Annotated in this window: 10 protein-coding genes; 7 read left to right on the top strand and 3 right to left on the bottom strand. The window is 40.2% G+C overall.

Going from position 1 to position 11,550, the window contains the following annotated elements:
- Positions 1–1,367: Nramp family divalent metal transporter (locus K1X82_13025; protein ID MBX7183028.1), on the bottom strand; the 1,367-nt coding region annotated here is incomplete at its 3' end.
- On the bottom strand, positions 1,364–2,026 hold the full coding sequence (locus K1X82_13030) for a metal-dependent transcriptional regulator (GenBank protein ID MBX7183029.1): 663 nt from the start codon (positions 2,024–2,026) through the stop codon (positions 1,364–1,366). The genes K1X82_13030 and K1X82_13025, both read right to left, overlap by 4 nt.
- Positions 2,027–2,200: 174 nt before the next feature.
- Between K1X82_13030 and K1X82_13035 the strand changes: the two genes are divergently transcribed.
- Positions 2,201–2,917, top strand: coding sequence for an ABC transporter ATP-binding protein (locus K1X82_13035; GenBank protein MBX7183030.1), 717 nt, complete (start codon positions 2,201–2,203; stop codon positions 2,915–2,917).
- Positions 2,914–4,062, top strand: coding sequence for a HAMP domain-containing histidine kinase (locus K1X82_13040; GenBank protein ID MBX7183031.1), 1,149 nt, complete (start codon positions 2,914–2,916; stop codon positions 4,060–4,062). The genes K1X82_13035 and K1X82_13040 overlap by 4 nt, the downstream gene beginning before the upstream one ends.
- Before the next feature lie 717 nt (positions 4,063–4,779).
- Here the strand turns inward: K1X82_13040 and K1X82_13045 are convergent.
- Positions 4,780–6,756, bottom strand: a complete 1,977-nt coding sequence (locus K1X82_13045; GenBank protein MBX7183032.1) for a gliding motility-associated C-terminal domain-containing protein — start codon at positions 6,754–6,756, stop codon at positions 4,780–4,782.
- Positions 6,757–6,994: 238 nt separating this feature from the next.
- Here K1X82_13045 and K1X82_13050 point away from each other — a divergent pair, with 238 nt between their 5' ends.
- The 5 genes from K1X82_13050 to K1X82_13070 all read left to right on the top strand — a co-directional run.
- On the top strand, positions 6,995–7,417 hold the full coding sequence (locus K1X82_13050; protein MBX7183033.1) for an NUDIX domain-containing protein: 423 nt from the start codon (positions 6,995–6,997) through the stop codon (positions 7,415–7,417).
- 151 nt (positions 7,418–7,568) lie between these two features.
- Entirely contained in the window at positions 7,569–8,858 is a 1,290-nt protein-coding gene (locus tag K1X82_13055; protein ID MBX7183034.1) for a nucleotide sugar dehydrogenase, read from the top strand.
- Between the two features lie 37 nt (positions 8,859–8,895).
- Entirely contained in the window at positions 8,896–9,918 is a 1,023-nt protein-coding gene (gene galE / locus K1X82_13060; GenBank protein ID MBX7183035.1) for a UDP-glucose 4-epimerase GalE, read from the top strand.
- A 7-nt stretch (positions 9,919–9,925) separates the two neighbouring features.
- On the top strand, positions 9,926–10,975 hold the full coding sequence (gene rfbB / locus K1X82_13065) for a dTDP-glucose 4,6-dehydratase (protein ID MBX7183036.1): 1,050 nt from the start codon (positions 9,926–9,928) through the stop codon (positions 10,973–10,975).
- 15 nt (positions 10,976–10,990) lie between these two features.
- A partial coding sequence (locus K1X82_13070; GenBank protein ID MBX7183037.1) for an NAD-dependent epimerase/dehydratase family protein occupies positions 10,991–11,550 on the top strand: 560 nt, incomplete at its 3' end.

Genomic DNA, 11,550 nt, shown 5'->3' on the forward strand with positions numbered 1-11,550 from the left:
ATTGCCGCAGGAATGGCAGTAAGGCAAATAACCCAGGGTGAGGCAGATGACTGAATCCAGGATTCTAACTCGTTTATTACCAACCGTATGTTCAATCCAACAATAACCAAGGCTATTATCCAGGAAAGAAGGGCTAAAGATTTTGAAATTGCAAAATCGCCCATTTTAACCTTACTGGAAGTGAAATGGATGAGCGGAATAATTGCGAAACCCAGTTGCAGGCTCAATAATACCTGACTAAAAACCAATAATTTACCTACGGAATCTTCGCCCACCAGCCAAATGGTTAAAACCGCAGGAACGATAGCAACCATTCGGGTAACCAAACGCCTCAGCCACGGTTGAATTCGAAGGTTTAGATAACCCTCCATAACAATTTGTCCGGATAAGGTTCCGGTGAGGGTGGAACTTTGTCCGGCACATAACAAAGCCGTAGCAAACAAAATTGGAGCCCATTTTGAACCCAACAAAGGTTGAAGCAGGGTATGGGCATCTTCAATATCGCTAATGCTTGTCATGCCTGCCTTAAAAAAAGTGGAGGCAGCTAAAATCAGAATCGCAGCATTTACGAAAAAGGCTAAATTGAGGGCAATAAGCGAATCGATAAAATTAAACCGGATGGCCTCCCAGATTCCTGTTTTGGACTTTTCAAATTTTCTGGTTTGAACCAGGGCAGAATGGAGATAAAGGTTGTGTGGCATAACAGTAGCTCCAATTATTCCAATGGCAATATAGAGGGCAGTTTCATTCGGAATGGAAGGTATAAGGCCATGAGCCATTTCGAACGGATTAGGCTGAGCAAGCAGCATTTCAACCAAAAAAGATAATCCAATGATGGCGACCAATCCAATGATAAAAGCTTCCATTTTACGCATTCCAAATCGTTGCAAAAAGAGAAGTAAAAAAGTATCGAATAAGGTAATTAATACTCCATATAACAAAGGAATTCCAAACAAAAGTTTTAAGCCAATGGCCATTCCGATAACCTCGGCCAGATCGGTTGCTGCAATGGCAATTTCCGCCAATAGCCAAAGAAAGAAATTCACAGGTTTAGGGTAACTCATGCGAGAAGCCTGTGCCAAATCAAGACCCGAAACGATACCTAATCGTGCTGCCAAACTTTGCAGTACCAAGGCCATCAGGTTGCTCATTAGCAAAACCCATAGTAAGGTATAACCAAATCCACTTCCGCCCGCAATATCGGTTGCCCAATTTCCCGGATCCATGTAACCGACACTTACCAGGTAAGCCGGACCCAAAAAGGAAAGCAAGCGTTTCCACCAGGATTTGGCTTGGGTGGTATCTATACTTGCATTTACATCTTCAAGTGAAGGACTAAGTTCGGCTTGATTGGCTTGTTTACTCATTTCTTCTTGCATAAAATATTGTTAGTTACCCGAAAACTGAGTGTAACCGGATTAGGCTGCTTTTTAAATTGTACCAAACAGCTTTGATCGTACGATTCGATTGACAAAACCATTAACTCATCCCCTAAGGAAAGCCCCAACTTATCGATATAAGCCAAAAAACCGGGTGAATGATCGGAAATACCGGCAAAGGTGACCAGGCTTCCGGGCCCGGCTTCTGACAAACTAATGGGATTAAATTCAGGCATTTGTCCGCTGCGATCCGGAATAGGATCTCCATGCGGATCAAACTGAGGATATTGAAGAAACTGATCGAGGCGATCGGTAAGAAAGTCAGATTGAACATGCTCCAATTGCTCGGCTATATCGTGCACCTCATGCCAACCCATTCCCAACTTTTCCACTAAGAAAACCTCCCAAAGCCTGTGTTTACGAACAATTTTCAAAGCTTCAATCCGACCACTTTCAGTTAGTAAAACCCCTTTGTACTTTTCATAAGCAATGAGCTTTTTTTGAGCCATACGCTTTAACATGTCGGTAACAGTTGGGGCTTTATGTCCAAGCATTTCGGCAAGCAAATTGGTGCTTACACTGCCCTGCTCAACAAGGTTTGCTTTGAAAATAGCCTTTAAATAATTCTCTTCAGAAAGGGTGTTCACAACTAACTATTAGGCTACAAAAATACATTATTTAGGTTAACCTAAAATATCATTATAAATTTTTAAGAGCGAACACCTATTGCAAGGAATCTGCTTTCGTGGTACTTTTACACAATAAATACAAACCTAACCTGTTTAGGGCCTGGTTTGAATCCTAAAAAAATGGCAGAAGCAATCATCCAACTCAGTGGAATAACCCGCAAATACGAAGTAGGTTCTGAAACCGTCCATGCCTTGCGTGGAGTAAATCTGGAAATATATAAAAACGAATACGTTGCCTTAATGGGTCCATCCGGATCGGGAAAATCCACCTTGATGAATATGCTGGGTTGCCTCGATACTCCTACTTCCGGAATTTATATCCTAAACGGAACAGATGTAAGCGCTATGTCTGACAACGACTTAGCAGAAGTGAGAAACAAAGAGATAGGATTCGTATTCCAAACCTTCAACCTCCTGCCACGATCAACTGCCTTAGAAAATGTGGCATTGCCCTTGGTTTATAAAGGTGTAAAAAAGGCTGATCGAATGCAACGGGCATCCGAAGTACTTACCCAAGTTAATTTAGCCAACCGAATGGATCACCGTCCAAATGAACTTTCAGGTGGACAGCGTCAAAGGGTAGCCATTGCCCGTGCATTGGTAAACCGTCCTTCCATCATTTTGGCCGATGAGCCAACCGGAAACCTAGACTCCAAAACATCGGTAGAAATTATGGGATTGTTCGAAGAAATTCATTCCCAAGGCAACACCATTATTCTGGTTACACACGAAGAAGACATTGCCAGGCATGCTCATCGCATTGTTCGACTCAGAGACGGACTCATTGAAAGCGACGAACAAAACCCCAATCCGGTAACTGTTCGCAACCCGATTCCTGCTCAGGCATGAACATCTACACCCAGCGCCTACGTTGGAAACAATTAATCGTTGTTTCAGCCGTGCTTATTGGCCTGGGATCCCTTTGGTATACCAGCCAGCTTGTGGATAAGCTGGCCAATGAGGAACGCAAAAAAGTACAACTTTGGGCCAAAGCCACCGAAACACTCGCATCGGCCACCGACCCCAACATGGATTTGACCTTCATTTTCGATGTAATCAAGGACAATCAAACCATTCCTGTTATTTTAACTACCGAAAACGATAGTATTATTACTACCAGAAATTTAGATTCGACCCAAATTGATGACCCGGTTTTCCTTAGCAAAAAGCTCCTTGAAATGAAAGAAACCGGACCTCCTATCGAGGTAAAGTTAATATCCGGGAAAAACTTAATTTATTACTCACATTCCAACCTGCTAAAACAATTACAAATTTTTCCCTTTGTACAATTGGGGGTAATTGGCTTATTCATTTTTGTTTCTTACCTGGCTTTTAGCTCGAGTAGACGAGCCGAACAAGATCAAGTTTGGGTGGGCATGAGTAAGGAAACAGCCCATCAACTGGGAACTCCGCTATCTAGTCTCATGGCCTGGGTAGAATACATGAAACTGAAGGAGCTAGACCCGGAAATGATTTCGGAACTGGAAAAAGATGTCAATAGGCTTAACATTATTACTGAACGCTTTTCTAAAATTGGGGCTTCTCCGGAATTAACCCAACACAATGTATATGAAGTGGTTGCCGACAGCGCCGATTATATGAGAGCCCGATCTCCTAAAAAGATCAATATTGAATTTACAGCAAACACTCAAAAAGAAACCCAGGCACCATTAAATGCCCCACTATTTGCCTGGGTTGTTGAAAACCTCTTCCGCAACGCCGTGGACGCTATGGAAGGCAGCGGACGCATTACGATCAACCTTTTTCAACACGGCAACCATGTCATTATTGATGTAGAAGATACCGGAAAAGGTATTCCCCGATCTAAACTTAAAACCGTTTTTCAACCCGGCTATACCACCAAAAAGCGGGGTTGGGGCTTGGGGCTTTCCCTTTCTAAACGTATCATTGAAATTTATCACGGAGGTAAAATCTTTGTTAAAGAGTCAACTCCAAACAAAGGAACCACCTTTCGTATCCTTCTCCATTGCTAATTCCGCATGCAACACATGTTGATTGGTAACCTGTTTCAGTATAAAATTAACCCAAAATTGTCATTTGAAACGAAGTGAACAAATAATAAGCGCGATGGAATGTGGGATGATTTGGGTTAATCCTGAGCTAGTGTTAGTTAGTGCCGAGGTTACATTATGTTAGACCTAATTTTACCAATAAGGCTAATTCTTAAATAGGTCTTACATAATGTTCTCTCGGTATTCTTACCAATTTAGGATTATACCGAGGATACATTATGTTATAACAATTTTACTTAAGAAAACTAATATATAAATTGATATTACATAATGTTCTCTTGGTAAAATTACTTGAAAGCCTTACTAACACTTGTCTCGAAACGTAGTTTAAAATTTCTATTGACAATTTTGGGATTAATGTAAGTAATTGGAATTTGGAGGCGGGTACCTTCGCATAAGCTTTTCCACTCTTCCAAAGTTAAACGGGCTCAGGTCCGGGCTATCGGCGCTACTCCTCGGCCCGAAAGTGTTCGGGCCTGTGGGGTAGACTGCCTCTATCCCTACCCGGACTAAACCCCAACCAGCATCAGCATTGACCAACTAGCCCTAATTCCAAAAGAACCTTACACTACAAATCCAAAAAGAAAGAAAGCAACGATACAGCCCATTCATTCAAAAAAAAATTAAAGCAAAAAAAAGGCCAACTAAAAAGTTGGCCTGTCAAATTTCAAAAAAATTTTATTCTCCTCTAACTAACTCAACGTATCCATTTTTAGGACCATTGTATTCGTTTCCGTCGTAATATTTAGCTGAAACTACCCAGAAATAGGTTCCTGCAACTGCTGGTTGTCCGGAAATTGTATTTCCATCCCATTTAATTTGTGGAGCAGAACTTTTGTAAACCAAGGTTCCCCAACGGTTATAAATTTGAAGGTCATAACTTTGAACATTAGAGTTTCTAATCCAAAATACATCATTCACACCATCATTATTCGGAGTAAATACGTTAGGAATGGTAGTTCCCTGTACTACATTTACTACACCATACGTGGTATCAATACAACCATCCGGAGAAGTTGCCACCATCATTACATTGTAGCTACCAATGGTATCATATTGTTGGAAAGGACTTTCTAATTGTGAGTTATTTCCATTGGCAAAATCCCAATACCAGGCATTGCTATTTTGGCTGGTATTTTGGAATTGTAACATATCATAAGTAAATATTTGAGCGGTATCACCCAAAGCAGGGTTCAAAACTCCGCTTGAATAAGGAGTAACAACAGTAAAAGAAGGAATTGGGTTAGATAAAATAGTAACGGTCAAAGTACCGGGTAAAGAAGGACAAGTTCCTAAGGTTTCTACTACAAAAATAGTTCCTGTTGTTGGGGAAAAGTTAGTAGCGGAAGTATCTTGCCAGGCAATAACAACCGGATTAGCAGTGGAATCACCTGAAAAAATTCCAACGCCGGGGGTTACGCTCCAAACTAAATCGGTATTAGGAGTTGGGTTTAAAACCGTATATAAAGTATCGAATGAGCCACAAAGTACAGTAGGACCATCGATTTGTGGTTTTGCCGGTCTAACCCATCCTAAAGTGTAATGTTTATGAACCGTATTCCAATCGTAATTTCCAACTTTAGTAACACCCGGTTGATCGCCTGATGGTGCAGTAACTAATGGAGTTGGGAATGGTCCACCCGGGTTTTTCCACTCTGTAGGAGCCGGAGCTGTTCTCCAGTTAACGATACCTGTATAGATCGGATCTTCGTTTGGATTATAGGTTAAGGTTATATCAGCATTGGCAATTCCTGATTCCCTGGTAATGTTAAAGAAGTAGTCTTTATTAACCACGCAAATGGTAGAATCATCAAAAATTTGATCACTAATACCATAGTTAATAGGTTGATCAAAAAAGAAAGAAACGTCAAAAACAGTAGTATCGTTAGAATTAGGAGTTAGTGAAGCCATTCTTTTATGAACAGTTGGTCCAGTAAATCCACCCATTGGGAATTTATAATCCTGACCTCCGATTGAAACTGCTCTTTCTAAACGACCATAAATGGAGTTGTTAGCATTGGTGTTAGTTACTACAAAACCTGAAAGCCAGTTTACGGAATTAGAAGGGTCGGTATTGGTAACAGACATTTTATAAAGATCTGTGTTTAGGTAACCATTATTTAAATTAAGCTGTTTGGTAACAATGGCATTCAGGGTTTGAACTTTTTCCGCACTATCAATTTGCAAAATATTAAAGGTTGTTGGATGAGTTCCGGTAATACGTTGCAAGGAGTCGTTATTTAAAAAAACCTGTCCGGTGGTGTTTCCTGCCCAAAAGGTATCATTATTAACCCAGTCATACTTAACAATGATATTTCCGTCGTTATACATAGCTCCGGTAATCATATTACCGTTGTTATCGTAGATCGGAGGTTGTCCGCACTCGTAATTATTGATAAAATCTCCGTAAATCTCCAGATTAGCACCATTACAAACCCGCATAGCCGGAAGGTTATCATTATCATTCACAGGCACCTGATTCAACATATCTCCGTTAACTCTTACAACAGAAAAATCTTTCATGTAAAAGGTTCCGCCCTTAACTGTCAGGACCGGATTGGATTGGGCAATTGAACTATTGATTCCTGCAAACAACAAAACTGTTGCGGCTGAGAAGGCTTTAATAAAACTTTTTACCGTCGTAGAATTATTCATTTCGATTTGGCAGTTTTTCTTGTATAGAAAATCTATGGGTTGGAACCTACAAAATAATGGAGCAAAATCCGTATCGCCAAATTTTTTTGAAAATTCCTCTGTACCACTAGAACAACGAGAGGTACAGCTATCAAAAATACCCTATTTAAAAGGCAATTTATTTGAAATCAACAACTGCTTGGGGATAAAATCTACTTTTAATTAAGTTAATTTAAGAATTGAACTGCATTTTTCCGAAATGCTATATCCCTTTTCGGTTCGTGTTTATGGAATCTACCTCGATTCTGACAAAAACATCCTCATATCCAAAGAAAAAATAGCTGGGAATTGGTATACCAAATTTCCGGGAGGAGGGTTGGAATTTGGAGAAGGAACCCTTCAATGTTTGCAACGAGAATTCAAAGAAGAAATGAACCTGGAAATTGAAATTGGACCGCACTTATACACTACTGATTTCTTCTGTGAATCTGAATTCAGAAAAGGAATTCAAGTAATATCTATCTATTACCTTATTAATTCCATATCCAATTTGCCTCAAGTTTCCGAACCAGGAATTCAGGAATGCGAACTTCTTCCAATCCACCAAATTAACCTCTCCTATTTAACCTTTGAAACTGACCAAAAAGCCTTTACTCATCTCCAACGGATTCTTCAAAAATAAGAAAAGAAATTAGCCTGATTTTTTTCAGAGCAATACCCGACTTATTTAATCGAATTCAGGTAAGTTTTCTGAATATCCTATAACAATGAAAATTTAGCCAATCTTTTAACGATATTCGCACCCCTAAAATATAACTATCAAAATGTCTACTATTTATCAAATGCTCGTAAACAAAGAAACTAAGTTGTCAGTAATTGGGCTTGGCTACGTTGGCCTTCCTATTGCGCTGGAATTTGCCAGAAACATTCGTGTTATCGGTTTCGACATCAATGAAAAAAGATTAGAAATGATGCGAAACAATCAGGATCCAAGTGAAGAATTGGAATCTGAAGCTTTTGAAGGTTGTGACATTACCTTTACCAATTCTACCGATGTTTTAAAAGAGGCTACTTTCCACATTGTGGCAGTTCCAACACCAATTGATGAACATAATTTACCTGATTTAAAACCACTTCTTTCAGCGAGCAGATCAGTAGGTAAAGCCCTAAAAAAAGGTGACTATGTTGTATTTGAATCAACCGTTTATCCGGGTTGCACCGAAGAAGATTGTATTCCTGTGCTGGAAGAAGTTTCAGGCCTAAAATACCCTACCGATTTCAAAGTAGGATACTCCCCTGAAAGAATTAATCCGGGTGATAAGGAACATACATTGCCTAAAATCATGAAAGTGGTTTCCGGTTGTGATGAGGAATCACTGGAAAACATTGCTGACACCTACAAAATCGTAGTTAAGGCAGGGGTTCATAAAGCATCTTCCATCAAAGTAGCAGAGGCAGCTAAAATCATTGAAAACACGCAACGTGATGTAAATATCGCCCTCATGAATGAACTTTCCATGATTTTCAATAAAATGAAAATTAACACCTACGAAGTATTGGAAGCCGCCGGAACCAAATGGAATTTCCTTCGATTCACTCCGGGTTTGGTTGGTGGACACTGCATCGGTGTTGACCCTTATTACCTCACTTACAAAGCAAGAGAAAAAGGACATCACGCTCAAATCATCAATTCAGGTCGTTCTGTTAATGATGGTATGGGTCCTTACATCGCTCGTGAGACCGTTAAAAAAATCTCTTCCCTTCACAAAGATATCAGCCGTAGTCGAGTTTTGGTGATGGGTGCAACCTTTAAAGAAAACGTTTCAGATATTCGTAATTCCAAAGTTGCCGATGTAATCAACGAATTAAAATCATTTAGCATTACCGTTGATGTAGTAGATCCTTATGCCGACAGCAAGGACCTGGAACATGAATATGGCTTTGGTTTGGTTGAAAAAGCCGGAACAGGTTACGATGCCATTGTTGTTGCCGTAAACCACGTTGATTACCTGAAATTAGATGAATCCTACTTCCAATCAATTTCAGCAGCAGACGGAATTATCATTGATATCAAGGGCGTATTTAAAAATAAAATTTCCAAATTGACTTATTGGTCACTTTAAGAAATTAACCCTATTAGCAAACAACTGAACTGAACGAATGAAGATACTTGTTACAGGTGGTACCGGATTTATCGGCTCCCACACAACCGTAGAACTTTTACAAAAAGGATACGATGTGGTTATTGCCGACAACCTAAGCAATTCTGAAGAATGGATCGTTGACCGAATTGAAGAAATTACCGGCAATCGACCTTACTTTGAGAAAATTGATTGCTGCAACCTGTCTGATTTGAAAAAACTGTTTATCCTTCATTCCGACATTAAGGCAGTTATTCATTTTGCTGCATACAAAGCAGTGGGTGAAAGCGTTGAAAATCCGCTTTCATATTACCGAAACAACCTGGTTTCTTTAATTAATCTTTTGGATTGCATGCAGGAGAGTAAAATACCTAACCTGGTATTCTCTTCTTCATGCACCGTTTACGGAGAACCACAATATTTGCCGGTCGATGAAAACCATCCAATGCAAAAGGCAGAATCCCCTTACGGTAATACCAAACAAATTGGTGAAGAAATCATTCTAGACACCAGTAAAGGCAAAAAGATTAATGGCATTTGCTTAAGGTATTTTAATCCCATTGGCGCCCACCCAACCGCAAAAATTGGAGAATTGCCTCAAGGTGTTCCTAACAACTTAGTACCATTTATCACCCAAACAGCTATCGGAAAGAGAAAGGAATTAAAAGTATTTGGAAACGATTATCCTACCCCGGATGGAAGCTGTATTCGCGATTACATTCATGTGGTTGACTTAGCAAAAGCCCATGTGGTGGCAGTTGAACGTTTAATAAAAGGCAAGAACAAATCCGAATTTGAAATATTTAACCTGGGTACAGGAAACGGGGCCTCCGTTTTGGAAGTTGTCAATGCCTTTGAAAAAGTAAGCGGTCAAAAATTAAACTATTCCATTGCACCACGTCGCCCGGGAGATGTTATTAAAGTTTATGCCGATACAACCAAAGCTAATCAGGAACTTGGCTGGACTACCGAACTTTCGCTGGAAGATGCCCTTTCCTCTGCCTGGAAATGGGAGAAACAACTGAATCAGAAATCCAAATAGCAATCGAATGAATATTTTAATTACAGGTGGCGCCGGTTTTATAGGCTCCCATGTTATTAGACGCTTTGTTAAAAATTACCCGGGTTACCAAATTGTAAACCTGGATAAATTGACCTATGCCGGAAATTTGGAAAATCTGAGAGATATCGATCAATTCCCCAATTATACGTTCATTAAAGGGGATATTTGCGATAGCGAACTTCTTGCCTCCCTTTTTCAAACGCATCGCTTTGACGGGGTTATCCACTTGGCCGCTGAAAGCCATGTCGACCGAAGCATTTCCAATCCAATGGAATTCATTCAAACCAATGTGGTTGGTACTGTTACTTTACTTAATGCTGCTAAAAATGCCTGGAATGGTAACTTTGAAAACAAACGTTTTTACCACGTTTCAACAGATGAAGTATATGGCACTTTAGGTGAAACCGGCTTCTTTACTGAAGAAACGCCTTACGACCCTCACAGCCCATACTCTGCTTCTAAAGCGAGCTCAGACCACATGGTCAGAGCTTACCACGACACCTATGGTCTTCCAATTGTAATTTCCAATTGCAGCAATAACTACGGAAGCCATCACTTCCCGGAAAAATTGATTCCATTAGCCATCAATAACATCAAAAACATGAAACCTGTTCCGGTATATGGAAAAGGTGAAAATATCAGAGATTGGTTGTTTGTGGAAGATCATGCTTCTGCCATCGACCTTATTTTCCACCAGGCAAAAAATGGTCAGACTTACAACATAGGTGGACATAACGAGTGGAAAAACATTGATCTAATTCAGCAACTTTGCAAAGTTATGGATGAAAAACTAGGCCGAAAACCCGGTACCAGCGCTTCCCTCATTACCTTTGTAAAAGATAGGGCCGGCCACGACCTTAGATACGCTATTGATGCATCCAAACTGCAAAGAGAATTAGGTTGGAAACCAAGCCTGCAATTTGAAGAAGGATTATCTAAAACAGTGGATTGGTACCTGGCTAATGATGAATGGCTAAACCATGTTACCAGTGGCGATTATCAAAAATACTATAACCAACAATACTCCAAGGCATAGTTCCCTAACCCAACCATGTATACTAAGGAATTCCATACCAAGGATTTATCAAGCTTCTCTTTCCTGGTTACAGGTGGAGCCGGTTTCATAGGTTCTAACATTGTTCAATATCTTCTTACCCACCATGCAGGTAAGGTCACCGTTCTGGATAATCTAAGCGAAGGACAGTACCGTAACATAGAACCTTGGATTGACTTGCCTAACTTTAGCTACATCCAAGGCGATATCACCGATTTCGCTATCTGCCTGAAAGCAACCGAAAATGTTGACTTCGTTATTCACCAAGGTGCTTTAGGTTCTGTTCCCCGTAGTATTAAATACCCCCTGGCTACCAACGCCGCTAATGTTACCGGATTTCTAAATATTTTGGAAGCTTCACGGAAAAACCAAGTTAAACGAATGGTTTACGCCAGTTCAAGCTCAGTGTATGGTGATAGTGAATTGCTACCCAAAACGGAAGAAATTATTGGCAAACCCATTTCGCCTTACGCCGTTTCTAAACTGGTTAATGAACAGTATGCAGCCATTTACCATCGTACCTATGGTTTCGAAATAATAGGGTTGCGCTACTTCAA

This window comes from Bacteroidia bacterium (assembly GCA_019695265.1).
In the GTDB taxonomy this organism is placed as follows: Bacteria; Bacteroidota; Bacteroidia; order JAIBAJ01; family JAIBAJ01; genus JAIBAJ01.